This window comes from Shinella sp. WSC3-e (genome assembly GCF_945994535.1).
Lineage (GTDB): Bacteria > Pseudomonadota > Alphaproteobacteria > Rhizobiales > Rhizobiaceae > Shinella > Shinella yambaruensis.
This window is the reverse complement of record NZ_OZ000531.1, coordinates 54,839-80,563: the sequence shown is the minus strand read 5'-3', so window position 1 is coordinate 80,563 and position 25,725 is coordinate 54,839. Positions and strand designations below refer to the sequence as shown.

Genomic DNA, 25,725 nt, shown 5'->3' with positions numbered 1-25,725 from the left:
GCACCGATGACCGATGGCTTGCTGGCTGCCGCCGATCGGATCGACAGGGCCATATCGCTGCTGTGTCGCGCCACGATCATTCTTGCCGGAGTCGTTCTCACGGTCGTCATGACGGCCAATGTCGCTGCCCGCTACACCTTTGCCGGCGGCGGCTTCAATTTCGCGCAGGAGCTGCCGACGCTGATCTTCCCATGGTTTATCGTCGCCGGCATCGTGCTTGCCGCGCAGATGGGCATCCACATGTCCGTCGAATGGATCTACGGGAAGTTCGCGGACCGGGGCCGGATCGTCGTCTTCATGATCGCCAACCTGATCTCGGTCGCGTCCTTCGCCGTGCTCGCGCGCCAGGCCCTGGTGGTCGCGGACATCGCCAGCATCGAGCGCAGCCCCGTCCTGCAGTTGCCCAACAGCATCGGTTACTACTCCATCGCGCTCAGCGCCGTGCTGGTGGCGGTTGTCACCGCGACGGCGTGCCTGCGCGTCTTCGTCAACGGCTGGGATGCCCGCCCGCAGGCGGAAACCGAGGAGATGCCGCTATGATGACCCTTGTGATGATCGTCGCCTTCTGCGTGCTGATGATGCTCGCGGTTCCCGTCGGCTATGCGCTGATCATTTCGGCCGGCCTCGCCATTCTTTCCACCGACCATGTCCCGCTCTCGATCGTTGCGCAGCAGGTCTACGACCAGACCCAGTCCTTCCCGATGCTCGCGCTGCCCTTCTTCATGCTGGCCGGGACCCTGATGCTCGGCGGCAAGCTGGGCCAGCAACTGCTCGAGCTCGCCTCGAAGGCCCTGCAGCGCTGGCGCGGCGGCGCGCTTTCCACGACAGTGCTGTCCTCGGTCGTCTTCGGCGGCGTCTCCGGCTCGGCCGTCGCCAATGCCAGTGCGCTCGGCTCGGTCCTCATTCCCTGGCAGAAGCGCCACGGCTATCCGGCGCCGCTGTGCGCGGCCAACAATGCCACCTCTGCCGTCATCGACGTGCTCATTCCGCCGTCGATCCCCATGATCCTCTATTCGCTGGTCAGCGGTGTCAGCATCGCGAACCTCTTCATCGCCGGCATCCTGCCCGGCCTGCTCATGGCGGCAAGCTTCGTCTTCGTCTGCTGGGCCATTTCGGTCCGCCGCGGCTATCCCGTGGCGAAGGAGAGGGTCCGCAAGCGCGAACTCGCCATGATGGCGGGCAAGAGCCTGCCGGCGCTGCTTCTGCCGGTGCTCATCATTCTCGGCCTGCGTTTCGGCTTTGCGACGCCGACGGAAGTGGCCGTTCTGTCGGTCGTCTATTCGCTGGTCCTCAGCCTCGGCTTCTACCGGGACCTGACCGTCAGGCGCTTCTGCGACAATGTCGTCGAAGCGGGGGTCGCGACCGGTGTCGTCATGCTCGTCATCATGGGCAGCGCAGCGGTGGGCTGGGTGCTGACATTCGATCAGACGCCGCAAATGGTGGCGCGGTGGGTTGCCGAGAACATGTCGAATCCGATCGTTATCATCCTCATGATGAACCTGCTGATGCTGATCGTCGGCATGCCGCTCGATCTGCCGCCGGCGATCCTGCTGCTTGGCCCGATCTTCGTGCCGCTTGCCGACGTGATCGGTCTCGATCGGGTGCAGCTCGGCCTGATGATGGTCATCAACCTCGGTATCGGCCTCTATACGCCGCCGATCGGAACGACGCTGTTCATCTCGTCATCGATCGCCAAGGCGTCGATGGGGGCCACGACACGGGAACTCTGGCCGTTCTTCGTGATGGCCATGCTGCTCCTTCTGGCGGTGAGCTACATTCCGGCTCTGACCCTCTACTAGACGCTTTCTCCCATAGGCCGCGGTGAAGGTTCTTCATCGCGGTCTTCCGGGTGATTTTGCTGCCGGGCATCAGAACCCGCACCATGTCGCGCTGTGGATCCTTTTACGTAGCGGACGGCCCATCGGCAGATTCGCGAAATAGACCGGCTGGGCGAACGGCGCCAGCGGGTGGTGCCGGCGCGATAGGGCATGGTGCGCCGGACCGGTCGCTCCCGCACGGCTCTCCTTCACTGTCCTTGCGCGTTGACTGCGGCTTCCCAACGCTCGGCGAAGCCGCTCTTCCGCTCTTCGTCGTTCCAAATCAGAGCCGGGCAACGGACGATGGGGCGGCATTCTCCCGCGATGCAGAGCTTGCCGTCGTCTCCTGAAATCTCGAGATTTCCCTGGCCCTGCGCGTCGAGGCTTTGGCCCGGCGCGCCCCCGAACATCTGGCAGCTCCGGTCTGATGCGCATCGCAAATGCAGGATTGTCTGGGGCGGGTCCTGGCCCATGCCGTCGAAGAGGACGATCAAACCGTTGCCGTGGATTTTGATGGGACTCATCAAACACATGCTTCTGGCGAATTCGGCGGAGTCGTCCATGCCGTCGAACTTGCTGAACCATATCCCGGAAAAGCCGTCGGGGAAGCCTCCCGCCGGCATTCGTGTCCACGCGATCGGCTCGACCCCGCTCGTGCTGAGGAGCCTTTGCCCGTCCGGACTGAAGGCAACGGAGCCGGGGGCGTTGAGATGGCCCGTCAGGACGGCTGTCCCGGCGCCGCTCTCCACATCCCAGACGCGGATGGTGCGATCCTCCGCCGCCGTGGCCACGCGCAGGCCGTCGTGGCTGAACGCCGTGTCGTTCACGTCGCCTTCGTGTCCCCGCAGCACATGGATTTCGCCTCCCGACACGGCATCGAACATATGGGCTTCGTTGGCCGATGCCGTGACGATCCGCGTACCGTCCTTGCTGAAGGCCGCCGAATGGACCTCGGAGGCGTGGGGCAGAACCAGCAGCTGGCCGCCATCTGCAGCATTCCATATCCGCGCAGTCCTGTCGTCCGATGCCGTGACGATCTTTCCGCCGTCCGAGCTGTAGCGCGCCTGGAGAACCTTGCCGGCATGCCCCTCCAGTGTCGCGATTTTTTCGCCTGACGCCGCGTCCCATAGGTCCACTGTTCCCTCCCGGCTCGTTGCGGCGAGTTGCTTTCCGTCAGGACTGAAGGATAGGGAGGTGACGTCCAGCGACGGCTGCAGAGACGCGATTGCGCTGCCGCTCGTGGAATCCCAGAGACGCACCATCCCCTCGGCGGACGCCGTGGCGACGCCTGCCCCCTTGGGGCTGAGGGCGACGGCAACGACCGGCGAGGGATGCGCAAGCTCGCCGAGCTGGCGGCCGCTGGCGATATCCCAGAAGCGCACGATCCTGTCGCCGGACGCTGTCGCGAGACGCGCGCCATCTGCGCTGAAGGCGACGAAGCCCAGGAGGCCGTCGGGCTTGTCGAGCGCCGTCGCGGCCGACAGCGCCGCGACCTCGTTCCCGCTCGCCGTATCGCAGATGCGGACAAGAAGTCCCTCGGTGGCGACGGCGACACGGCTCGCATCTTCGCTGAAGGCCGTCGCGGATATGGTGACGCTTCCGGCATCGGCGTTCCCGCAGAAGGAAAGCTTGTTCATCGTATAGAATTCGTCGGCGTCCGCCGCGACCGGCAGCAGCAGGACGGAAAGCGCGAAAGCCAGTCCGAGACGTTTCATCTGTTCCTCCTGGGAGCCTGGTCAATTTGAAGAGGGCGCTCGCCTGCCGGTTGCGCGCGCAACCAAGCCGGCATGCCTCCGTTCCGAAGCGGGGCCTCTCACCGAAACGGCTGGGTCATCGTCAGCAAGGACACGAGTTCCGATTGGCGGTGCGTGCCGGTTTTCTCGAATATGCGGGTGAGGTAGGTGGTGGCGGACCGGTCTGCGATCCCGAGGGTCCTTGCGATCGATCTGACGGTCTTTCCGGCGGCAAGCTCGATTGCAAAGCGTGTTTCGGCAGGCGTGAGGTCGAAAAGACCCATCAGGACCTGCGGGGCGGGAACGATCGACGACTTCCGCAATGCGGTGACCGCGACGATCAGATCGCCTCCGGGAAACAGGTCGTGGGCGCTGCGATGGAGCGGCAGGACATGAATAACGCACGCCTCGCGGCCCTCCCTTGCGCCAATCGCTATGGACTGGATCTTTTCGCCCGGTGCTAGCCCCGTCTCGATGACCTGTTGCAGCAGGCGGTTTGCCGGGATGTCCGCGATCGCCAGCCGCCCGAAGGCGACAGGCATGAAAAGGTCGGTCAAACCGTCGAACAGCGCATTGGCCGACAGGACCCGGCCGTTGCCGCCCAGCACGGCGGCGGGCAGGCCGATCGCCTGCAGCGTCGATGTCGTCGCCTTCGCGCGCTCCAGCCCGAGATGGGCGGCCATCAGGCCGGCCCGCGCCAGATGCGGGAGAAGGCGGTCAAGCGTCGCTATGTCTTCCCGGGAGTGGGGGCCGTCGGCCTTCCGCCTGGTGAAATCGTAGATCACGAGTTCGCCCGTCGGAAGCGGCACGGCGGCGGCGACCTCGCTGCCCAGCCCCAATGCATCGAGCCTCTTGCGGCACGGATCGCACGCGATCAGCTCCGCCGGAAAGTAGTCGTTGAGGATGGCGAAGCCAAAGAACGGCCTCTTCTGGGCATATGCGACGCGGGAACTGTCGCGCCACTGTTTCGTGCTTTCGTGGGCGACCTCGGCCACCTCGTCCGTGGCCCTGTACTGGACGGGACGGGCGTCGTCATAGACGAAGAGGGCCCCGCCCGGCGAACGGACGAGCGCGCCGATGTCCTCAAGCACGCGCATCCAGCCCTGCGGCTGGAAAGCAGCCTCGTAGATTCGCTCGATCAGGCCGTTTTCCATGCAGCCGTGCTCCGTCAGACCGCCAAGAGCCGGATGCTATACCGGATTCGTCCGCTCGTCTGTCGCTGTTCGACGACTGGCGTGCCTTGACCCGGACTGCGGCGGAAGTTGACGGGTGCCGTTTCCTGATGGCATCGGCCGGACTTGCCGACGCTCCCTCCGGCCGTACCTCTACCAGCCGAGGCCCTCCGATATTTTCCTGGAGGCGTCCTTCAGAAGGGCAATATAGCGCGGAATATCGTTGTCCTGTGTTCGAAAGGCCGGCGCGGCGATGTTCACGGCAGCGATGACCGAGCCGTCGAAGGCGAGCACCGGGACGGATACCGACACAAGCTGATCGCTGACCTCGCCGCGGCTGACGCAGTGGCCGGCCTCGCGAACGCGTTTCAGCTCTGCCTCCAGCCTCGCACGGGTCGTGATGGTCCGGGGGGTGAAGCGCTCGAGCTTGTCGGGAATCATCTGCGCCTGGACCTGCGGCGGCAGGTAGGCGAGCAGAACCTTGTAGGAACCCGCATGAAGCGGCCGGCGCCTTCCGATCATGGAATGCACCCGGAGGTCCCGTGTCGGTTCGAACTTGGCGATGCAGAGAGATTCGCCGTTGTCGATGATCCTCAACTGGGTCGTTTCATTCACCTTCTGCCCGAGCTCTTCCAGGATCGGGTTGGCTATTCTGACCAGATCGACCTGCGTCGATGCGGCCGTGCCGAGCACGATGGCGGTGTTTCCGAGCCGATAGGTCCCACCGCTGCTCTTCCGGACCAGTCCACGGCGTTCCATTGTGCGTAACATTCGCAAGATTCTTGGCTTGGTCTCGCCAATGTTCCTGGCGATGTCGGCCAGCCTGCAGTCCGGATTCTTCGCGACATCCAGAAGCACGTCGATGCAGACATCAACCGATTGAACAGTCGATCTTTTCTCTTCTTTTTCCTCGTCGTTCATGGAGAATTTTCCTTAGAGGAATGATCCTGTTGCCATTCAAGGCAGTGTATTACGTTCAGCGTAACATGCTGGTTTTCCGTTTGACAATGGGTGTCCGGGGAACTTACGTTTTTGTTCAAGAGAGGCTCAGAACCCCTCGTCAGGCTGGCGTTAGACCGGCAGGAAACTCCAACTGGGATTTAATCAGATGACCGCAAAGATATTGACGCGGGCAGCCGTCGCGCTGCTCGGCACGATCGCTATTCCTGCACTCGCCGCCGCGCAGGAGACACCGCTGACGATCGGCATGTCGACAACACCCACCACCATCGATCCGCATGAGGACAGCTCCGCGCCCAACAACGCGACATCCCGGCATATCTGGGACAGCCTCATCAACCTCACGGGCACATCAGCCAACGACCCGGAACTGGCTACCGAGTGGAAGGCCATCGACGCCACCCACTGGGAATTCAAGCTGCGCGAGGGTGTGAAGTTTCACGACGGAAGCGCATTCGACGCCGATGACGTCGTCGCCTCGCTGCTGCGGGCCCGCGACAAGCCGAGCCAGGGTTTTGCCTCCTACACCCGCAATATCGCGAACGTGACCGCAAAGGACCCGCTCACCGTCGTCGTGGAGACGAAGGTCCCCGATCCCCTCATCCTCAATTCGGTCAGCCGTATCCGCATCATCAGCGCCGACTGCAAGGACGCGCCGGTCCAGGATTTCGACAACGGGAAGTGTGCGATCGGGACAGGGGCCTATTCCTTCGTCTCTTATACGCCGGGCGGCGAGCTGACGATGAAGCGGAACGAGGACTATTTCGCCGGCGCGTCGCACTGGTCGAACGTCACCTTGCGCTTCCTGCCCGACGATGGCGCCCGGCTGGCGTCGCTTCTGTCGAACGAGATCGACATCATCGAGGCCCTTCCGGCCGACGGCATGGCGCGGGTCGAGGCAAGCGACAGCCTGCAGGTCATCAACGGCCAGTCCTCGCGCCTCGTCTATCTCGGCATGGAAGTCAGCCGCGACGCGTCGCCCTTCGTCAAGGCCGCGGACGGTTCCAACCTCGACGAGAACCCGCTCAAGGACATTCGCGTCCGCCGCGCAATGCTGATGTCGATCAATCGACCCGCCATCGTCGACCGCGTCATGCAGAAGAACGGCACCGTCGCCGACCAGTTCGTGGCGGAGGGGTATGCCGGCCATAGCGACGCTGTCGAGAGCGTGGCTTACGATCCGGCCGCCGCAAAGGCGCTCCTGGCCGAGGCGGGTTATCCGGACGGCTTCAGCCTGACGCTGCACGGTCCTTCCGGCCGCTATGTCAAGGACGCCGAGGTGCTCCAGGCCGTCGGCCAGATGTTCACGCGCATCGGCATCCAGTCCAAGGTCGAGGTGATGCCCTGGGCCATGTATTCGGAAGCCTATGCGCAGGGCGAGTACAGCACCTATCTTGGTTCATGGGGCGTCAACACCGGCGAGACGACCAATCCGACGGTCGCTCTGGTCGCCACGCGCGACGAGGCGAAGGGAACCGGGCGCTACAATGGCGGCGGCGTTTCGGATCCGAAGATCGACGAGGTGCTCGCCCGCGCGAGCTCGACCCTCGACGAGGCGGAGCGCGCTCCGCTGCTCGAGGAACTGTCGAAGCAGACCTTCGACAATCTGTGGATCCTGCCCATGCATTACGAAAACGTCGTGCTCGGCGCCCGCAAGTCGGTCGCCTACACGCCGCGTGGCGACAAGTACACGCTCGCCTATGAAGTGAAGCCCGCAAACTGACGGCGGGCCGGGGGCCGTGCGAGGCGGCCCCCATCCATGACTTTCCAGGAGACGATCATGCAGGAACTCGGAACGGGCGACGCCAGCGCCCGGGCGACGGCGATCTATGACTACGGCCAGACGGCGATTTTCGCGTCACGGGTCGATCCGCGCCTTCACATGCTGCTCTACGTGCCGCCGACGGCGGCCGATGGCCGCAAGCTCGACCTTCTGGTCGCCGTGCACGGCACAGGCCGCACGTCGGCCATTGACTTCCGTGACGGTTTCGCCGAATTCGGCCTCTACAACGATTGCGCCATCCTGTGTCCGATCTTTCCCGTCGGCGTGCTCGGCGACGGCGCGCGCTCCGGCTACAAGTTCATCGAGGAGGGCGACATCCGCTATGACCGTGTCGTCCTCGCCATGGTCGAGGAAGTGGCCGCCAAATACGGCCAGGACTGGTCGACCTTCGCCATGTTCGGCTTCTCCGGCGGCGGGCATTTCACCCACCGTTTCGCCATCCTCCATCCGGAAAGGCTCTGGGCCGCCTCGATCGGCGCGCCGGGTTCCGTCACGCTTCTCGACCCGACGCGCGACTGGTGGGTCGGCATTCGCGACCTGGAGGCCCGTTTCGGCCGGCCGTTCCAGCCGCAGGAGCTTGCAAAGGTCCCGGTCCAGATGGTCGTCGGCGATGCCGACCTGGAGACCTGGGAGATCACCCACCAGCCCGGCGGGCGATACTACATGGAAGGCGCGAACGATGCCGGCGCGACGCGCCCCGAACGGCTGGCGGCGCTTGCGGAATCGTTCCGCGATGCGGGCGTCGACGTGAGCTTCGAGCGCGTGCCGGGCGTCTCCCACGACCGGATCAAGGTGCTAGGCCACGTCAAGGCCTTCCTCGCAAAGGTATTGAAGGACCGTCGCGCAAGATGAGAAACGCAACCATTGTCGCGCCGCAGCCCGAGGCGGTGGAAGCGGGCGCGCATGTCCTGGAGCGCGGCGGTAACGCCATCGACGCAGCGCTCGCCTGCGCCTTCGTCCAGGGCGTCGTCGACCCGCAGATGGCCGGCATCGGCGGGTTCGGCTCCATGCATGTGCACATGCCGAAGAGGGGCGTGCACGACATCCTGGAATTCTACGCCCGCGCACCGCTGAAGGCGACGCCGGATATGTGGCTGGGCGCGATCAAGCACCAGAGCCGGGACGGCTTCGGTTACGTTCTGGAAGGCAATATCTCGGATATCGGCTACCTTGCGGTCTGCACGCCCGGATCCCTCAAAGGCTACGAGACGGCCCTCAGGGACTACGGCACGTTCGACTGGGCCGACCTCATCGCGCCGGCGATCCGCTATGCCCGCGACGGCTTCATGATCCGCAGCCATATGCACTGGTACTGGACCAAGGACCAGTCGAACGACGGCTTTGCCAACACGCTTGAAAAGCTGCGCTATTCCGCCACCGGCCGGCGCGTCTATTTCCATGAGGACGGCAACGTCCGCAATGTCGGGGAAACGCTCGTCAATACGGACATGGCGCAGACGCTCGAGCGCATCGCACGCAGCGGCGGATCCGACATCTTCTACCATGGCGAGATCGCCGAGCAGATCGCCGAGGATTTCAAGGCCAATGGTGGCCTGATCGACCAGCAGGATCTCGCCCGCTACGAACTGTCGCGCGTAAAGCCCGTTTGGGGCGAATATCGCGGGCACCGCATCGCCACGTCGCCTCCGCCGGGTTCCGGCTTCCCGCTGCTCGAACTCCTGCATGTCATGCAGCAGTTCGATGTCGGCGCGATGCAACACGGCAGCGCCGAGCACATCCGCATCCTGTTCGAGGCCATGAAGCGGATGACGATCGACAAGGACGCCCATATGGGCGATCCCGCCTATGTCGACGTGCCCTACGAGAAGCTGCTGTCGCGCGACCATGCCGTCGCCCTGGCGGCGTCGATCAAGGCCGGCGAGAGGGCCAATGTCTCGCGCCTCGATCGGTCGCAGCGCGATACGACCCATATCTCGGTGATCGACAGGGAAGGCAATGCCGTCGCCATGACCCATACGCTGGGCAGCCCCTCCGGCGCGATCACGGATGGCCTCGGTTTCATGTATAATGGCACCATGAGCCGCTTCAATCCGGTTCCGGGAAAGCCCGGTTCCATCGCCCCCGGAAAGCGCCGGCCGAGTTCGGCCGCCCCGACCATCGTCTTCAAGGATGACGAACCCAGCATCGTGATCGGTGCGCCAGGGGGGAGCTACATCGCCCCCGCCGTCGCCCAGTGCCTCATGAACATGATCGACTTCGACATGTCCGTGCTCGAGGCTGTCGTCGCGCCCCGGATCGTCGGTGTCTCGAACACCATCGATATCTGCAACCGCATCCGCCATTCGGTGGAGGACGAACTGCGCGCCGAAGGGTATCAGGTGGCCCGCTCATCCCAGACCTATGCATTCGCGGCGGTCCACGCGATCAGGATCGAGGACGGGGTCTCCAAGGGCGCCGCCGATCCGCAACGTGACGGGATGGCGATCTCCGTCGCCTAGAAGTGTTTCCGGCCGAAGCGGAAAACGCCCTGGCGCCGGGCAATGCGCTGAAAACAGGACCCTGGAGCAGTCAATGGTCACATCGATAATCAGGCGGTTGATACAGGCGGTGTTCGTCGTCGTCGCGATGACGGTGATCGTGTTCATCGGCGTGAACGTGATCGGCAATCCGGTCGATATCCTGATCAACCCGGATGCCAACCAGGCCGAGCGTGCGCGCGTGATCGCCCACTACGGCCTCGACCAGCCGCTCTGGCGCCAATATCTCCTGTTCCTGCAAGGTCTGCTTCACGGCGATTTCGGCAACAGCTTCGTCTATGGCCGACCCGCCATGGGACTCATCCTGGAACGCCTGCCGGCAACGCTCGAACTGGCGATCTCGGCATTGGCGATCGCGCTCGTGTTCGGCCTGCCGCTCGGGCTTTACGCGGGGCTCTATCCGAACCGGGTCTCGTCGAAGCTGATCATGAGCGGCTCCATTCTCGGATTTTCGCTCCCGACATTCTGGGTCGGGCTGATGCTGATCATGGTCTTCTCGGTCGAACTGGGCTGGCTGCCGACCAACGGGCGCGGCCCGACGCTGGAACTGTTCGGCGTGCGATGGTCGTTCCTGACCGGGGAGGGGCTGAGGCACCTGCTCCTGCCCGCCTTCAATCTCGCTCTGTTCAAGACCTCCCTCATCCTGCGGCTGACGCGCGCCGGCGTGCAGGAGGTGCTCCCCCAGGATTATGTCAAGTTCGCCCGTGCGAAGGGCCTGCGCGAGCGCCGGGTGATCGCAGTGCATGTGCTCAAGAACCTGATGATCCCCGTCGTGACGATCATCGGCCTCGAATTCGGCTCGCTCATCGCCTTTTCGGTGGTCACCGAAAGCATCTTCGCCTGGCCCGGCATGGGCAAGCTCATCATCGACTCGATCAATCTCCTCGATCGGCCCGTCATCGTCGCCTACCTGATGATGATGGTCCTGCTCTTCGTCGTCCTGAACTTCATCATCGACGTCTGTTACACCATCCTGGATCCGCGGGTCCGGCTGGATTCAAAGGCTTAGACCCATGGCCGAACACGATATGCAAGAGACGCTTCCGGAACCCGGCCGGCTTTCCAAGCATCTCGCCGATTTCTTCGCCTCGCCGGCGGCGGCGATCGGTTTCGTCACCCTCCTCGTCATCTGTTGCCTGGCGCTCCTTGCGCCCTGGATATCGCCGCAGAACCCCTACGACCTGATGCAGCTGGACATTATGGACGGGCGCCTGCCGCCGGGGTCGGAATCCATGACCGGCCTCGTCTATCACCTCGGCACGGACAGCCAGGGCCGGGACATCCTGTCCGGCATTCTCTACGGCCTTCGCACGTCGCTGCTGGTCGGCGTGCTCTCCGCCTTCGCCGCCGCCATCATCGGCACGACGGCCGGGCTGTTCGCCGCCTATATGGGGCGCCGGACAGAAACCGTGATCATGCGCCTGGTCGACCTGCAGCTGTCCTTCCCGACGATCCTGATGGCGCTGATGATGCTGGCGATCCTCGGCAAGGGCGTGCTGAATGTCGTCATCGCGCTGATCATCGCCGAATGGGCGACCTATGCGCGCACCGTCCGCGCCACCGCCCTCGTCGAGCGCGAGAAGGAATATATCGAGGCGGCGCGCATGCTCCGCCTGCCGGGCTGGCGCATCCTCTTCCGGCACCTGCTGCCGAACTGTCTCGCCCCCGTCATCGTGATCGCGACGATGCAGGTGGCGCGCGCCATCGGCCTGGAGGCGACGCTTTCCTTCCTCGGCCTCGGCGCCTCCGTCACCGAACCCTCGCTCGGCATGCTGATCTCGACGGGGTACCAGTATCTGCTGACGGGCCTCTACTGGATCAGCTTCTTTCCCGGCATCGCGCTCCTGGTCACCATCGTCGCCATCAACCTGGTCGGCGACCGCCTCCGCGACGTGCTCAATCCGAGGAATGCATCATGAGCGCGCTCTTGCAGGTACGCAACCTGGTCACCGAGTTCGGCGGCGGCAAGGGACAGCCCGGCACCCGGGCGGTCAACGACGTGTCCTTCTCCGTCGAGCGCGGCCGCGTGCTTGGCCTTGTGGGCGAGTCCGGCTCCGGAAAGTCGGTCACCGGCTTTTCGATCATCCGGCTTCTGGAACGGCCCGGCCGCATCGCCGCGGGCGAGATCTTTTTCGACGGCGTCGATATCAGCCGGAATTCGGAGGAGGAGATGCGCCGCCTCCGCGGCAAGCGGATCGCGATGGTGTTCCAGGATCCCACGATGACGCTCAATCCAGTCCTGTCCGTCGGCACGCAGATGATCGAGGCCGTGCTGGCCCACGAGAGCGTATCGAAGGAAGCCGCCCGGCAGCGCGCCCGCGATGCGCTCGGCCTCGTCGGCATCCCGAGCCCCGAGGAGCGGCTTGCGGCCTATCCCCACCAGTTTTCCGGCGGCATGCGCCAGCGGGTGGCCATCGCCATCGCGCTCCTGCACAAGCCGGACCTCATCATCGCCGACGAACCGACGACAGCGCTCGATGTGACGATCCAGAGCCAGATCATCGCGGAGTTCCAGAAGCTCACCGAAGAGGCAAGGACCGCGGTGATCTGGGTCACACACGACCTCGCGATCGTTTCGCGGCTGGCCGACGACATCGCCGTGATGTATGCCGGCCGGCTGGTGGAGACCGGCCCCGTCTCCGGGGTTCTGAACGATCCCCGCCATCCCTATACGGCAGGCCTGATCGCCTCCGTGCCGTCGCAGAACCACCGCGGGGAGCGCTTGCACCAGATCAACGGCATGACGCCGGCCCTCAACCGTCTTCCGCAGGGCTGCAGTTTTCGCACGCGCTGCGAGCGGGCGGACGACGGCTGCCTTGTCATGCCGGAGCTCGCGCTTGCGGGCGAGCGATCCTTCCGCTGCATCCATCCCGTGACGAAAGTATCTGCATCATGACGGCTGCCGAGACCCCATTGATCGAGGCCAGGACGATAACGCAGCGTTTCGGCGCCAGGCCGGACCTTGCCGCGAAGATCGCGCTCAGCCTGAAGCTGGCGAAACCCGCCCCGGTCGTCCATGCGCTGGATGGCGTCAGCCTCAGCATCCGCAGCGGCGAGGTCGTCGGCCTCGTCGGCGAGAGCGGCTGCGGAAAATCGACCCTCGGCCGCGTCATCGCCGGGATCGCCGCGCCGACTGGCGGCAATGTCCTGTGGAAGGGCGTGGATCGCCGGGCGATGTCCGCCGCCGAGCAGAAAGAGGCCGGCCTTGCCACGCAGATGATCTTCCAGAACCCGATGGCCGCCCTCAATCCGCGCATGACGATCGAGGACATCATCTGGGAGGCGCCGAAGACGCATGGCTTGGCGACCTCGGCGGAACGCGCCTCCTACGTGGACAATTACCTGACGCTGGCCGGGTTCGACCCGTCCATGAAGGCCCGTTATCCGCACCAGTTCTCCGGCGGTCAGCGCCAGCGCGTCAACATCGCGCGGGCATTGGCGGTGCAGCCGCAATTCCTTGTCTGCGACGAAAGCGTCGCCGCCCTCGACGTCTCCATCCAGGCCCAGGTGATCAACCTGTTCATGGACCTCAGGGACCGGCTGGACCTGACCTATCTCTTCGTCAGCCATGACCTCGGGGTGGTGGAGCACATTTCCGACCGCGTCGCGATCATGTATCTCGGCCGCATCGTCGAGGAAGCGCCCGTCGAGGATGTCTTCCGGCGTCCTAACCACCCCTATACGAAGGCCCTTCTTGCGGAAGTTCCCCGGATCGAAACCGGAAAGCGGCGTTTCAAGGCCGTGGAAGGCGAACTGCCCAGCCCGCTCGATCCGCCGAAGGGGTGCCATTTCCATCCCCGCTGTCCGTTCGCCATGGAGCGCTGCCGGGTGGAGGTGCCAATCCGCAAGGAGGTGGCGCCGCGACATCTGTCGGCCTGCCATCTGAACGGCTGACGGAGCGCCTGGAGCGTTCGACCAGGGCCCGGTCGCATCCGTAATTTCAAATCCGAGAACAGGAGGTCAGCCGTGGCTGAGAAGGTTTCCCATTCCGGCGTCAACGACGTGGCGTCGCTGATTGCCGCGATCGTCAATGAAAACGAGGCCCGTTTCGTCGATGTCCGCAGGCGCATCCACGAATATCCCGAAATCGCCTTCGAGGAGGTCCGGACCGCGGCCCTCGTCGCGCAGACCCTGGCGAGCCTCGGGATCGACCACCAGACCGGCGTCGGCCGCACCGGCGTCGTCGGGCATATTCACGGCAAGAGGCCCGGCCCCACATTGCTGATCCGCGCGGACATGGACGCCCTGCCGATGCAGGAGGAGACGGGGCTGGCCTATGCGAGCAAGGTCCCGAACCGTATGCATGCCTGCGGTCACGATCTCCACACCGCGACGGTGCTGGCCGTCGGCGCCGTGCTGAAGCGCCTGGAGGACCGGTTGGCCGGTGACGTTCGCCTGGTCTTCCAGCCGGCGGAGGAGGCCATCGGCGGTGCCAGGGAAATGATCGCCGACGGGGTCATGGAGGGCGTCGACATGGCGCTGAGCCTGCATAACCGGCCTGAAATACCGGTCGGCCAGTTCGGTATCGTGCACGGCTATGCGAATGCCGCGGTCGATTCCTTTGACATCACCGTGCAGGGCAAGGGCGGACATGCCGCCCGTCCCTACGCCGCCGTCGATCCGATCGTCATCGCGGCCCAGCTGATCGGCCAGCTGCAGACCATCGTGTCGCGAGACGTGCGGGCGCTCGACGCCTGCGTGGTGACGGTCGGCTCGATCCATGCGGGGGAGGCGAGAAACATCATTCCCGAACGGTGCGAACTGAAGGGAACGGTGCGCAGCCGGCAGCCGGAGGCGCGCGACGCGGCGGAGGTCGGCCTGCGCCGGCTCTGCGAGGGGGTGGGTTTGAGCTTCAGGGCAGGATGCGAGCTCACCTACAGACGGGGCACGCCGCCCATCTTCAACGATGCGGGCATGCTCCAGCGCACCGTCAATGCGATCAGGGCGCAGCTCGGCGACGTCGCCTTCGACTACGAGCCGAGCATGGGCGGCGAGGATTTTGCGCTTTTCGCTGAAATCGTTCCGTCATTCCGGCTGCTTGTCGGTTCCTCCCAGCCGGGACGATCAGACAAGGTGCACAATCCGCATTATCAGCCGGACGAGCGGTCCATCGCCTTCGGAACGCTGGCGCTGGCAAGGACGGCGGCCGACCTCCTGAGCTGACGGGATGCCGGTCGGCGGTGCTTTTAATGACCATCGAGCCTTGGCATGACTGCACACGGCCGCCGATTTTCGGCGGTCGCGTTTTATTCGGATGATCAGGCGAGGATCGTCTTCGCGATCGCCGAAGCTGCGCCAACATGGGCGCGGCAGGCCGCGGCGGCGGCAGCGGGGTCATTGGCGTCGATCGCTTTGAAGATTTCCCGGATTTGCGAGGGGCCGGACGCCATGCGGTTCGATGTCGAGAGCGTCATGACGCGCAGCCGCGAGATGCGGCTGTTCAGGCGGCTGACGATTTCCCAGGCGATGTTGTGGCCGCCAGCCTCGAAGACGACCTTGTAGAACTCCGTGGTGGCATCGAGCACGCCGACGGGAGAGTTTTGCTTCGATGTCTCTTCCAGTTCGTTCATCGCTTTCCGCAGCCGCGCCTTGACGTCGGGGCCGGCAACGCGCGCGCAATCGGCGACCGCGGTTGATTCCAGCGCGGCCCGGATCTCGTAGATCTGCCGCGCATCATCCCAATCGAGCTTTGCGACGATCGGTCCTTGCTTGGCGAGCATCTCGACGAGCCCTTCCGCCTCGAGATGGCGAATGACCTCACGGATGACGGAGCGCGAGACGCCGAGCTGGTCGCAGAGCGTGCGTTCGACCAGCCGCTCGCCCGGCTCGAAGAGGCCGCCGATGATGGCGCGGCGCATGCGGTCGAGCGCAATCTCCCGGAGCGTTGTCGGCGGGGTTTCGATGCGGAGGGCCGCGAGGCTTTCGGCGTTCTTTGTCATGCTGGACTCATAGCCGCAAAAAAAGTTCGAGACAATGGCTTGACACTTTGTCTTATGGTATACCAAAATATGAGCAGATGAAAGACAGGAGGATGCCTCGGTGACGCTGGTCCGGAAAACGCTGCTGCATGTGGAGACGACGTTCGTGGAGGGCGGCAGAAAGGCCGCACGGCCGCTCAAGCTGATCGCGGCCATGGCCGTCGTGAAAAACCCATGGGCTGGCCGCGGTTTCGTCGAGGACCTGAAACCGGAAATCCATGCCGTCGCTCCGGTCCTCGGCGAGCTCCTGACCGGGATGATCATCGATGAGGCCGGTTCCGGCGAAGCCGTCGAAGCCTATGGCAAGTCGGCGGTCGTCGGCCTGGACGGCGAGGTAGAGCATGCGTCCGCCCTTATCCACACGCTTCGTTTCGGCAACCACTACCGCAGCGCCGTGGGCGCAAAGTCCTATCTCGCCTTCTGCAACACGCGCGGCCCGGCGAATGCGCCGATCATGATCCCGCTGATGGACAAGAACGACGAGGGCCGCCGGTCGCACTACCTCACCATTCAGTGCGCGGTCCCGGACGCGCCGGCCGCCGACGAGATCGTGCTGGCGCTTGGCGCTTCCATTGGCGGTCGCCCGCATCACCGCATCGGTGACCGGTACCAGGACCTCAAGGAGCTGGGCCACGATGTTGCAAATCCTGCCGCGGTCTAAGACGCCTTCGGGCGCGGCCTATCTGGAGCGGGGCGCGGGGGATGAGGCCCTCGTCCTTATCCACGGCGTCGGCATGCGCATCGAGGCCTGGGGGCCGCAGATCGAGCGGCTGGCGGAAGGGTATCGCGTGATCGCGGTCGATCTTCCCGGTCACGGCCTTTCGAATGCGCTCGATGGCGCGCCGGACCTGCACCGTTATGTGGCATGGTTCCAGCGCTTCCTGGAGGAGGTCGATGCCGGGCCGGTCAATGTCGCGGGCCATTCGATGGGCGCGCTGATCGCAAACGGCATCGTGGCGACGGCGCCCGGGAGGGTGCGGCGGGTTGCGCTGTTGAATGGCGTCTACCGGCGGGGGCCGGACGCGCGGAAGGCTGTGGAGGCGCGGGCGCGGGAAATCGGGTCCGGCGACTTCGACCGGGTGGCGCCGCTGGCCCGCTGGTTTTCCGAGGAGGAGGCGGGAACCGACGCCTACATCCTGGTGCACGACCTGCTGCAGGCGGTGGACCCGTCAGGTTATGCCGCGGCCTACGCGGCCTTTGCCGGCGGGGATACGGTCTATGCGGATTGCTGGCCCGGGGTCGAATGCCCGGCGCTCTTTCTGACGGGGGACGGGGACCTGAATTCGACCGCCGGCATGACGCGGGACATGGCCGCTGCCGCCCGCCGGGGACGGGCCGTGGTGATCGAGGGGCACCGTCACATGGTGAACCTGACGGCGCCCGACGCGGTGAACCGTGCGCTTGCGGACTGGCTGGCGACGAGCTGAAACATTCGGTCCTCACGGACCATGGGAGGAGACCATGATACCAGACGCGAGAGCCCTGCGCGACGCCTTCGGCGCATTCCTGACCGGTGTCACCGTCGTCACGACCGTAGACGATGCGGGCGCGCCGATCGGCTTCACCGCCAACAGCTTCACCAGCGTTTCGCTCGATCCGCCGCTGCTCCTCGTCTGCCTGGCGAAGACCTCGCGTAACTACGCGACGCTGACCGGCGCGAAGGGGTTTGGCGTGAACATCCTCTCGGAAGGGCAGAAGGAGGTTTCCAACACCTTCGCCCGCCCCGTCGAGGACCGTTTCGCGGCCGTCGACTGGAGGCCGGGCCCGCACGGTTCGCCCGTCTTCGCCGATGTTGCCGCCTGGTTCGATTGCGCGACGCATGAGGTCGTCGATGCCGGCGATCATGTGATCCTGATCGGCCGGGTCGAGGGTTTCGACAACAGCGGCAAGACCGGCCTCGGCTATGCGCGCGGCGGGTATTTCACGCCGGCGCTCGCTGAAAAGAGCCTGCTCGCCTCGGCCGAAAGCCTGCTTCTCGGCGCAGTCGCCGTGCGGAACGGTGAACTCCTCCTGGTCGATGACGGCAAGGGGGGCTGGACGCTGCCGTTCGTCGAAAAGGCCGAGGGTGACGGCATGGAGGCCCTGGAGCATCATATCGCGCAGACGGTGGGTCTGACGCTCATGACCGGGCTTCTCTACTCCGTCTACGAGGACACGAAAACCGGCCAGCAACATGTCGTCTACCGCGCCGAACTGGGAGACGGGACGGCAAGGAGCGGCCGCTTCTTTCCCGTCCAGGCTCCGCCGGTGGCCGAGATCGCCGACGGTGCGGTGCGCGACATCGTCACGCGTTTTGCGCAGGAAAGCACGCTCGGCAATTTCGGCGTCTATTTCGGAAATCAGGAAAAGGGCCGCGTGCACGCCGTGGCTGCAAAGGGGTAAGCCATGAAATTCTCCCTGTTCGTTCACATGGAACGGCTGGATGCCAGCCAGAACCATCAGGACCTTTATGAGGAATTCATCGCGCTGTGCGAGATCGCGGACAAGGGCGGCATGCATGCCATCTGGACCGGCGAGCACCACGCCATGGACTTCACCATCGCGCCGAACCCCTTCGTCAACATCGCGGACCTTGCGCGACGCACGAAGAATGTGCGCCTCGGCACGGGCACGGTGATCGCGCCGTTCTGGCATCCCATCAAGCTTGCCGGCGAAGCGGCGATGACCGACATCATCGCTGGCGGCCGGCTCGACGTGGGCATCGCGCGCGGCGCCTACAGCTTCGAATACGAACGGCTCCTGCCGGGCCTCGATGCCTGGGGCGCCGGCCAGCGGATGCGCGAGCTGATCCCGGCCGTCAAGGGGCTCTGGGCGGGCGACTATGCCCACGACGGGGAGTTCTGGAAATTCCCGAAGACGACCTCCGCGCCGAAACCGGTGCAGCAGCCGCACCCGCCGATCTGGGTCGCGGCGCGCGATCCCAACAGCCACGAATTCGCCGTCGCCAACGGCTGCAACGTGCAGTGCACGCCGCTTGCCAATGGCGAGGCGGAAATCGCCAGCCTCATGGAGCGCTTCGATGCGGCCTGCGAGAAGGCGACGGGCGTGCCGCGCCCGAAGATCATGCTGCTGCTGCACACCTATGTCGGCTCCGACGAGGCCGATATCGCGCAGGCCGCGAATGAAGTGAGCACCTACTACAATTACTTCTTCGCCTGGTTCAAGAACGAGCGGCCGATCAGCCAGGGTCTCATCGAGCGTCTGAGCGAGGAAGAGCTTGCCGCCAATCCCAACCTCACGCCGCAGAAGATGCGCGAGAACATGCCGATCGGCACGGCGGACGAGGTGATCAAGCGGCTGAAGGTCTACGAGGATCTCGGCTATGACGAATATTCGTTCTGGATCGACACGGGCATGAGCTTTGCACGCAAGAAGGCGTCGCTCGAACGCTTCATCGCCGATGTCATGCCGGCATTCCGGTGAGGCCGCCATGCAGAGCTTCCAGCAATATATAGACGGAACCTTCGAAGACGGCGCGGCACGGTTCGACTCGATCGATCCGGCGACCGGGACGGTCTGGGCGGCGATGCCCGAAGCGCGCGAAGACGATGTCGATCGTGCCGTGAAGGCCGCGCAGCGCGCACTCTGGAACGGAGCCTGGCCGGCCATGACCGCGACGGCCCGCGGCAAGCTGCTCTACCGGCTTGCCGATCTCGTCGAGGCCAATGCCCGCACGCTCGCCGAACTGGAGACCCGCGACACCGGAAAGATCATCCGCGAGACCTCCGCGCAGATCGCCTATGTCGCGGATTACTACCGCTATTATGCCGGCCTTGCCGACAAGATCGAGGGCGCGACGCTCGCCATCGACAAGGCGGACATGGATGTCTGGACGCGGCGCGAGCCGATCGGCGTCGTGGCCGCGGTCGTGCCGTGGAACAGCCAGCTTTTCCTCTCGGCCGTGAAGATCGGCCCGGCGCTCGCCGTCGGCTGCACGCTGGTCGTCAAGGCCTCGGAGGAGGGCCCCGCGCCGCTTCTCGAATTCGCGCGGCTCGTGCACGAGGCGGGCTTTCCGGCGGGTGTCGTCAATATCCTGACAGGCTTCGGCCCGACCTGCGGCAGCGCGCTGACCCGTCACCCCGGCGTCGATCACATCGCCTTCACCGGAGGCCCGGCGACGGCGGCGGCCGTGGTGCGCAATTCCGCGGAAAACCTTGCCACGACCTCGCTCGAACTCGGCGGCAAGTCGCCCTTCATCGTCTTTGCCGATGCGGATCTCGACAGCGCGGCCAACGCGCAGGTCGCGGGGATTTTTGCCGCGACGGGCCAGAGCTGCGTCGCCGGCTCGCGCCTCATCGTCGAGGCTTCGGTGAAGGACCGGTTCCTCGACATCCTGAAGGCGAAGGCGGAAGCCATCCGCATCGGCGCGCCGCTCGACATGGCGACGGAAGTCGGGCCGCTGTGCACGCGCCGGCAGCGCGACCATATCGCGGCGGTCGTCGCCGCCTCGCTGGAGGCGGGTGCGAAACTTGTGACCGGTGGCCGGGCAGGAGAGGGCGGCGGCTTCTATTATGTCCCCACCATCCTCGACTGCGACGGCGTGTCCGCCGCCTCGGTGGAGACCGAGCTCTTCGGGCCGGTGCTTTCCGTGCTTTCCTTCACGAGCGAGGAGGAGGCGGTGCGGCTTGCGAACGCCACGCCCTACGGGCTCGCCTCCGGCGTGTTCACGCGCGACCTTGCCCGCGCCCACCGCATGATCAAGCGCATCCGCGCTGGCATCGTCTGGGTGAACACCTATCGCGCGGTCTCGCCGATCGCGCCCTTCGGCGGATATGGCCAGTCGGGGCAGGGGCGCGAGGGCGGGCTTGCCGCCGCGCTCGACTACACGAAGACGAAAACCGTGTGGCTCCGGACGTCCGACGATCCGATCCCCGATCCCTTCGTGATGCGGTGACGGCGATGTTTGTCGAAATCCGCACCTACCGGCTGAAGAACGGCGGCATTCCCGAATACCTCAAGGTGGTCGGCGAAACCGGCATCGCGATCCAGAAGAAGCATCTCGGCAATCTCGTCGGTTATTTCTCCTCGGAGATCGGACCGGTCAACGAGATCGTCCACATCTGGAGCTTTGCGAGCCTGGACGACCGGCAGGCGCGTCGCGCGCGCCTTGCCGCCGATCCAGACTGGCAGGCCTTCCTGCCGAAGATCCGCGACCTGATCGTCACCGCGGACAACAAGATCATGACACCGGCCGCCTTTTCGCCGCTTGGCGGCAGCGTGCCGGCCTGACGACGATATCAACCGAACCGGGAGGATGGAAACATGAAAAGCAGACTGGTAATCGCGCTTCTTTCGACGACGCTCTTGCTTGCGGGAAACGCCGCGGCTGAGGACCTGGTCTTTACGAGCTGGGGCGGGACCACGCAGGACGCCCAGAAGACCTACTGGGCCGATGCCTTCACCGCGGAGAGCAACATCGCCGTCACGCAGGACGGCCCGACCGACTACGGCAAGATCAAGGCCATGGTGGAAGCCGGCAACGTGACCTGGGACGTCGTGGACGTCGAGGGCGACTACGCGGTCCAGGCCGGCAACGCGGGCCTTCTCGAAAAGCTCGACTTCTCCGTCATCGACAAGACCAAGCTAGATCCGCGCTTCGTGACGGACTATTCCGTCGGCAGCTTCTACTATTCCTTCGTGATCGGCTGCAACAAGGACGCGGTCGAGGCCTGCCCGAAGACCTGGGCGGATCTGTTCGACACCCAGAAATTCCCCGGCAAGCGCACCTTCTACAAGTGGTCCGCGCCGGGCGTGATCGAGGCGGCGCTGCTGGCCGACGGCGTTGCCGCCGACAAGCTCTATCCGCTCGATCTCGACCGCGCCTTCAGGAAGCTCGACACGATCAAGGCGGATATCGTCTGGTGGGACAGCGGCGCCCAGTCGCAGCAGCTTCTCGCCTCCGCCGAGGCGCCGTTCGGCTCGTTCTGGAACGGCCGCCTGACGGCACTCGCCGAAACCGGCGTCACCGTCGAGACGTCCTGGACGAACAACATCACGGCAGCCGATTCCCTGGTCGTACCGAAGGGCGCGAAGAACAAGGATGCGGCGATGAAGTTCATCGCGCAGGCCACCAGCGATCAGGCCCAGGCACAGTTCGCCACCGCGACCGGCTATGCGCCGATCAACCTCGATGCCAGCACCCTGATGGACGCGGAACTGCGCAACTCGCTGCCGGACATGCAGGCGGATACCCAGGTCAACGCCGACATGGGCTACTGGGCCGAGCATCGCGACGAGATCGGCACCCGCTGGTACGCCTGGCAGGCGAAGTAAGGCCATCTCCCAAGACGATGGCGGGCCGGCAGCTGCCGGCCCGCTTCCCAATCCACTGGATGATCGATCATGGCTGTTACGGTAGCGACAGGCGCCGTCAAAACGAAGCGCGAGGGCACGTTCGGCTATCTCCTGCCGGCCTTGCTGCTCATTGCCTTCTTCTTCATCGTGCCGGTGCTCATGCTGCTCGTGCGCAGCGTGCTGGAACCGGAGCCCGGTTTGCAGAACTATGCGGTTCTCCTCGGTTCGACGACCTATCTGCGCGTCTTCCTGAACACGTTCATGGTGGCCGGCGTCGTCACGCTCGTCTCGATCGTCATCGGCTATCCGGTCGCCTGGCTGCTCGCCATCATGCCGGAACGGTGGTCGCGCATCGTGCTGGCCATCATCATCCTGTCTATGTGGACGAACCTGCTCGCCCGCACCTATGCCTGGATGGTGCTGCTGCAGCGTACCGGCGTCGTCAACAAGACACTGATGGGCCTTGGCCTCATCGACCAGCCGCTGGCGCTCGTCAACAATCTCGTCGGCGTCACCATCGGCATGACCTATATCATGCTGCCCTTCGTCATCCTGCCGCTGATGGGCGTGATCCGCGCCATCGATCCGGCGATCCTGCGCGCTGCGGCGCTGTGCGGCGCCGGCCGGCTGCAATGCTTCTGGCGCGTGCTGCTGCCGCTGTCGCTGCCGGGCATCGCCGCCGGCGCGCTGATGGTCTTCGTCATGTCGCTCGGCTATTTCGTGACGCCCGCCCTCCTCGGCGGCACCGCCAACATGATGCTCGCCGAACTCGTCGCGCAGTTCGTGCAGTCGCTGGTGAACTGGGGCATGGGGGGCGCGGCCGCGCTGGTGCTGCTCGTCGTCACCCTCGCGCTCTACGCGGTCCAGCTGCGTTATTTCAATCCGGCCCGGGGGACGTGACATGCTGCTCGACTTCGACAAGCTCGGCGGGCTGCGCACCGCCCTCATCGCCCTCGTCGCGCTGGTCTGCCTCTTCCTGATCCTGCCCATCGTCTTCATCGCCGCGCTCTCGTTCGGCTCCTCGCAATGGCTGATCTTCCCGCCGCCCTCCTGGACCTTCAGATGGTATCAGGATCTTTTCGCCGATCCGCGCTGGCTCTATTCGGCGCTGACGAGCCTGAAGATCGCGGCCATCGTCACGGTGCTGTCCGTGGTGATCGGCTTCCTTGCCGCCCTCGGCCTCAATCGTGGCCGCTTTCCCGGCCGGGATTTCCTGCGGGCGCTGTTCCTCACGCCGATGATCCTGCCCGTCGTGGTGCTGGCAGTGGCGCTTTATGCGCTCTTCCTGAAGCTCGGCCTTGCCGGCACGACGCTTGCCTTCATCATCGCCCATCTCCTGATCGCGCTGCCCTTCTCGATCATCTCGATCGGCAATGCGCTGGAAGGCTTCGACCGCTCGGTCGAGGACGCGGCCATCCTGTGCGGGGCGAGCCCGTGGGAGGCGCGGCTGCGCGTGACGGTGCCGGCCGTCAGCCACGGCATCTTCGGCGCCGCCGTCTTCTCCTTCCTCGCCTCCTGGGACGAGGTGGTGCTGGCGATCTTCATGGCCAGCCCGACCCTGCAGACGCTGCCCGTGAAGATCTGGTCCACGCTCCGGCAGGACCTGACGCCGGTGATCGCCGCCGCCTCCACATTGCTCATCGCCTTCACGATCCTCCTGATGATCGTCGCAGCACTCTTCCGCAAGGGACGAAAAGCATGACCCAACCCTTCCTCAGCATCCGCGGCATCCGCAAGACCTACGGCACGGTCACGGCCGTCAAGAGCGTCGGCATGGACATTGCCGAGGGCGAGTTCATGACCTTCCTCGGCCCTTCGGGGTCCGGCAAGTCGACCACCCTCTATATCCTTGCCGGCTTCCAGGATCCGACGGACGGCGACATCCTGCTGAAGGGCCGGAGCCTCTTGTCGACGCCGTCGCACAAGCGCAACATCGGCATGGTGTTCCAGCGTTATACGCTCTTCCCGCATCTGTCCGTCGGCGAGAACGTCGCCTTCCCGTTGCGCATCCGCCGCCGCCCGCAGGCCGAGATCGCCGAGCGCGTGAAGGCGGCCCTGAAGCTCGTGCGCCTGGAGGGGGTCGAGGATCGCATGCCGGCCAATATGTCCGGCGGCCAGCAGCAGCGCGTCGCACTCGCCCGCGCGCTCGTCTACAACCCGCCGGTGCTGCTGATGGACGAGCCGCTCTCGGCGCTCGACAAGAAGCTGCGCGAGGAGATCCAGTTCGAAATCCGCCGCATCCACCAGGAGACGGGCGTCACCATCCTCTATGTCACGCATGACCAGGAGGAGGCGTTGCGCCTGTCCGACCGCATCGCGGTCTTCAGCCAGGGCGAGATCGACCAGATCGGCACAGGTCCCGAACTCTATTCCAACCCGGCGACCCGCTTCGTTGCAGGCTTCATCGGCGACAGCAATTTTCTCGATGCGACCGTCGTGGCGAGCCATGCCGGCAAGGCGAAGCTTTCGCTGGGCGATGGCGCCGTCGTCGAAGATGTGCCGTTGCACGGGGCGTCGACGGCAAGCGGCAAGGCATCGCTGATGCTGCGCCCGGAACGCCTGTCGCTGTCACGCGCCTCGGTCCCCTCGGGCATTGCCGTGACGGTGCGGGATATCACCTTCCTCGGCAACAATGTCGAGGTCAGCACCGCGACGTCGGCCGGTGCCGATCTTTCGGTGCGCCTGCCGTTCGGCCACGAGGCGATTTCGAGCCTTGCGCGCGGCGAAAAGGCCTGGCTGACCTTCGACACGGCCTCCGCCCACGCCTTTGCCTGAATCCTGCCCCCAGCCGGAAGGCTGCTCTTCGAAAGGACGAGGGAACGCAAAGCGAGGAAGCGTCAGGTAGCGGCGGCATCCTCCATTTCCGCCATGTCCTGGAACCGGTCGGCGATGCGCGCATGAGGGCGCCCGCCGTCGGCGGCGGCGATGGAGACGACGATCTCGTCCGGGTGCGGCGCGTCGGCAATCTGGAAATTGGCGGTGAGGAAGTGGGACCGCTTGCCCGTCTCGCTCTTGTGCATCATCGGCAGCGAGAGCAGCGCGCCGGGTGCGTTGCGTGTATTGGCGAATTCGAGATAGTTCGTGCCGCCGATCGCGTTGCGGAAAGGATTGCCGAAGCGCAGGGTGTGGATCATCGCCGAGGCATGCTCGATTTCGCCGTTGATGCCCACGACGGCCGCCTTGCCGCAGGCCTCGATCTGTTCGGCCGGCATTTGCGCGAGCAGCCGGCGCGTCATTTCCTCGCTGAGCGGCCCGGCGATGCGGACGATCTGCGGCCGCAGGTTTTCCACGAAGCCCTTGCCAGCCCATGGGTTCTCGATGATGGCGGCCACGACGACGATCCTGACGGGCCGCGGCGTCGCTTTGCCGCCTTCGACATGGGTTTCTTCCAGGAAGGTGCAGATCTTTCGAATGCCGAGTGCCATGTCGTTTCCACCATCTATTGAATGTCTCCCCAGCCTAGCGCGCGACGGCGCAGGGTCTTCCTGCC

Annotated in this window: 25 protein-coding genes; 20 read left to right on the top strand and 5 right to left on the bottom strand. The window is 65.0% G+C overall.

What is annotated here, in order from left to right; all coding sequences use genetic code 11:
* Positions 1 to 6 precede the first annotated feature (6 nt).
* Complete coding sequence (locus AABF56_RS23580) at positions 7 to 540, top strand: TRAP transporter small permease (RefSeq protein ID WP_245082459.1); 534 nt, start codon at positions 7 to 9, stop codon at positions 538 to 540.
* A complete protein-coding gene (locus tag AABF56_RS23575) occupies positions 540 to 1,799 on the top strand; it encodes a TRAP transporter large permease subunit (RefSeq protein ID WP_272808151.1) in 1,260 nt (419 codons plus the stop codon). Before AABF56_RS23580 ends, AABF56_RS23575 begins: the two co-directional genes overlap by 1 nt.
* A 227-nt stretch (positions 1,800 to 2,026) precedes the next feature.
* On the opposite strand, the gene AABF56_RS23570 is transcribed toward AABF56_RS23575, so the two are convergent.
* From AABF56_RS23570 to AABF56_RS23560, 3 genes are all read right to left on the bottom strand, one after another.
* Positions 2,027 to 3,532, bottom strand: coding sequence for a WD40 repeat domain-containing protein (locus AABF56_RS23570; RefSeq protein ID WP_272807968.1), 1,506 nt, complete (start codon positions 3,530 to 3,532; stop codon positions 2,027 to 2,029).
* A 98-nt stretch (positions 3,533 to 3,630) separates the two neighbouring features.
* Positions 3,631 to 4,704, bottom strand: coding sequence for a helix-turn-helix transcriptional regulator (locus AABF56_RS23565; protein WP_272807969.1), 1,074 nt, complete (start codon positions 4,702 to 4,704; stop codon positions 3,631 to 3,633).
* 171 nt (positions 4,705 to 4,875) lie between these two features.
* A complete protein-coding gene (locus tag AABF56_RS23560) occupies positions 4,876 to 5,643 on the bottom strand; it encodes an IclR family transcriptional regulator (protein ID WP_272807970.1) in 768 nt (255 codons plus the stop codon).
* A 187-nt stretch (positions 5,644 to 5,830) separates the two neighbouring features.
* Between AABF56_RS23560 and AABF56_RS23555 the strand changes: the two genes are divergently transcribed.
* The 8 genes from AABF56_RS23555 (at position 5,831) to AABF56_RS23520 (ending at position 15,126) form a co-directional block, all read left to right on the top strand.
* The gene (locus tag AABF56_RS23555; protein ID WP_272807971.1) at positions 5,831 to 7,405 is read left to right on the top strand and encodes an ABC transporter substrate-binding protein; all 1,575 of its coding nucleotides are present in this window, start codon (positions 5,831 to 5,833) and stop codon (positions 7,403 to 7,405) included.
* Positions 7,406 to 7,462: 57 nt separating this feature from the next.
* On the top strand, positions 7,463 to 8,317 hold the full coding sequence (locus AABF56_RS23550) for an alpha/beta hydrolase (RefSeq protein ID WP_272807972.1): 855 nt from the start codon (positions 7,463 to 7,465) through the stop codon (positions 8,315 to 8,317).
* Entirely contained in the window at positions 8,314 to 9,924 is a 1,611-nt protein-coding gene (gene ggt / locus AABF56_RS23545; protein ID WP_272807973.1) for a gamma-glutamyltransferase, read from the top strand. The genes AABF56_RS23550 and ggt overlap by 4 nt, the downstream gene beginning before the upstream one ends.
* Before the next feature lie 73 nt (positions 9,925 to 9,997).
* The gene (locus tag AABF56_RS23540; RefSeq protein WP_245082477.1) at positions 9,998 to 10,972 is read left to right on the top strand and encodes an ABC transporter permease; all 975 of its coding nucleotides are present in this window, start codon (positions 9,998 to 10,000) and stop codon (positions 10,970 to 10,972) included.
* Positions 10,973 to 10,976: 4 nt separating this feature from the next.
* The gene (locus AABF56_RS23535; protein ID WP_245082480.1) at positions 10,977 to 11,882 is read left to right on the top strand and encodes an ABC transporter permease; all 906 of its coding nucleotides are present in this window, start codon (positions 10,977 to 10,979) and stop codon (positions 11,880 to 11,882) included.
* Positions 11,879 to 12,859 carry an ABC transporter ATP-binding protein gene (locus AABF56_RS23530; protein WP_272807974.1) on the top strand — a complete coding sequence of 327 codons (981 nt, stop codon included), beginning with the start codon at positions 11,879 to 11,881 and terminating at the stop codon, positions 12,857 to 12,859. The genes AABF56_RS23535 and AABF56_RS23530 overlap by 4 nt, the downstream gene beginning before the upstream one ends.
* The gene (locus AABF56_RS23525; RefSeq protein WP_272807975.1) at positions 12,856 to 13,857 is read left to right on the top strand and encodes an ABC transporter ATP-binding protein; all 1,002 of its coding nucleotides are present in this window, start codon (positions 12,856 to 12,858) and stop codon (positions 13,855 to 13,857) included. Before AABF56_RS23530 ends, AABF56_RS23525 begins: the two co-directional genes overlap by 4 nt.
* Before the next feature lie 72 nt (positions 13,858 to 13,929).
* The gene (locus AABF56_RS23520; protein ID WP_272807976.1) at positions 13,930 to 15,126 is read left to right on the top strand and encodes a M20 metallopeptidase family protein; all 1,197 of its coding nucleotides are present in this window, start codon (positions 13,930 to 13,932) and stop codon (positions 15,124 to 15,126) included.
* Between the two features lie 95 nt (positions 15,127 to 15,221).
* Here the strand turns inward: AABF56_RS23520 and AABF56_RS23515 are convergent, their stop codons facing one another.
* Complete coding sequence (locus AABF56_RS23515; RefSeq protein WP_245082490.1) at positions 15,222 to 15,902, bottom strand: GntR family transcriptional regulator; 681 nt, start codon at positions 15,900 to 15,902, stop codon at positions 15,222 to 15,224.
* A gap of 100 nt (positions 15,903 to 16,002) precedes the next feature.
* On the opposite strand from AABF56_RS23515, the gene AABF56_RS23510 reads away from it, so the two are divergent.
* The 10 genes from AABF56_RS23510 to AABF56_RS23465 all read left to right on the top strand — a co-directional run bounded on the left by AABF56_RS23510 (position 16,003) and on the right by AABF56_RS23465 (position 25,010).
* Entirely contained in the window at positions 16,003 to 16,602 is a 600-nt protein-coding gene (locus AABF56_RS23510) for an amino acid synthesis family protein (RefSeq protein ID WP_272807977.1), read from the top strand.
* The gene (locus tag AABF56_RS23505) at positions 16,577 to 17,368 is read left to right on the top strand and encodes an alpha/beta fold hydrolase (protein ID WP_272807978.1); all 792 of its coding nucleotides are present in this window, start codon (positions 16,577 to 16,579) and stop codon (positions 17,366 to 17,368) included. Before AABF56_RS23510 ends, AABF56_RS23505 begins: the two co-directional genes overlap by 26 nt.
* A 34-nt stretch (positions 17,369 to 17,402) precedes the next feature.
* Positions 17,403 to 18,323 (top strand): flavin reductase, encoded by a 921-nt coding sequence (locus tag AABF56_RS23500; RefSeq protein WP_272807979.1) that lies wholly within the window; start codon positions 17,403 to 17,405, stop codon positions 18,321 to 18,323.
* A 3-nt stretch (positions 18,324 to 18,326) separates the two neighbouring features.
* Positions 18,327 to 19,364 carry an LLM class flavin-dependent oxidoreductase gene (locus AABF56_RS23495; RefSeq protein WP_272807980.1) on the top strand — a complete coding sequence of 346 codons (1,038 nt, stop codon included), beginning with the start codon at positions 18,327 to 18,329 and terminating at the stop codon, positions 19,362 to 19,364.
* A 7-nt stretch (positions 19,365 to 19,371) separates the two neighbouring features.
* The gene (locus tag AABF56_RS23490) at positions 19,372 to 20,835 is read left to right on the top strand and encodes an aldehyde dehydrogenase (RefSeq protein ID WP_272807981.1); all 1,464 of its coding nucleotides are present in this window, start codon (positions 19,372 to 19,374) and stop codon (positions 20,833 to 20,835) included.
* A 5-nt stretch (positions 20,836 to 20,840) separates the two neighbouring features.
* Entirely contained in the window at positions 20,841 to 21,170 is a 330-nt protein-coding gene (locus AABF56_RS23485) for an NIPSNAP family protein (RefSeq protein ID WP_272807982.1), read from the top strand.
* A 33-nt stretch (positions 21,171 to 21,203) separates the two neighbouring features.
* Positions 21,204 to 22,214, top strand: coding sequence for an ABC transporter substrate-binding protein (locus tag AABF56_RS23480; RefSeq protein WP_272807983.1), 1,011 nt, complete (start codon positions 21,204 to 21,206; stop codon positions 22,212 to 22,214).
* 69 nt (positions 22,215 to 22,283) lie between these two features.
* Positions 22,284 to 23,135, top strand: coding sequence for an ABC transporter permease (locus AABF56_RS23475; RefSeq protein ID WP_245082511.1), 852 nt, complete (start codon positions 22,284 to 22,286; stop codon positions 23,133 to 23,135).
* A 1-nt stretch (position 23,136) separates the two neighbouring features.
* Complete coding sequence (locus AABF56_RS23470; protein ID WP_245082513.1) at positions 23,137 to 23,937, top strand: ABC transporter permease; 801 nt, start codon at positions 23,137 to 23,139, stop codon at positions 23,935 to 23,937.
* Entirely contained in the window at positions 23,934 to 25,010 is a 1,077-nt protein-coding gene (locus AABF56_RS23465; RefSeq protein ID WP_272807984.1) for an ABC transporter ATP-binding protein, read from the top strand. The genes AABF56_RS23470 and AABF56_RS23465 overlap by 4 nt, the downstream gene beginning before the upstream one ends.
* A 62-nt stretch (positions 25,011 to 25,072) precedes the next feature.
* On the opposite strand, the gene AABF56_RS23460 is transcribed toward AABF56_RS23465, so the two are convergent.
* Positions 25,073 to 25,660 carry an amino acid synthesis family protein gene (locus AABF56_RS23460; protein WP_272807985.1) on the bottom strand — a complete coding sequence of 196 codons (588 nt, stop codon included), beginning with the start codon at positions 25,658 to 25,660 and terminating at the stop codon, positions 25,073 to 25,075.
* Between the last annotated feature and the right edge of the window lie 65 nt (positions 25,661 to 25,725).